Below are 317 nucleotides of genomic sequence, written 5' to 3' on the forward strand. Positions count from 1 at the left end.
GGGCCACTCGGTGGCCCAGTGCGCCGCGTCGAGCAGTGCGAGGGAACGGTCGGCGGCGTGATCCGCCGCGAACTCCGACGCCGGGTGATGGCGCAGGTCCGCGGTGAGGTACGCGTCCGCGTCGGCCGCCCGGACGTGGGCGAAGAGGCTGTCGCCGGAGCCGCCGCTGACGGCGATCGTACGCACGAGCGCCTCGGGGTCACCGGCGACGCGAATGCCTTGCGCGGTGCTGGGCAGACGCTCGGCGGCGCGGGCGGCGAACTCGCGGACGGTCAGCGGGTGGTCCAGTTCGCAGACGCGGCCGAGCCCGCGGCGGC

General features: G+C 76.3%; 1 protein-coding gene. It reads right to left on the minus strand.

From position 1 onward, the window contains the following. Positions 1-317 (minus strand): Nif3-like dinuclear metal center hexameric protein (locus tag J0695_RS41805; RefSeq protein WP_206970036.1); only part of this gene is annotated, 317 nt, incomplete at both ends.

It is taken from the genome of Streptomyces beijiangensis, assembly GCF_017315755.1.
Taxonomy (GTDB): domain Bacteria; phylum Actinomycetota; class Actinomycetes; order Streptomycetales; family Streptomycetaceae; genus Streptomyces; species Streptomyces beijiangensis.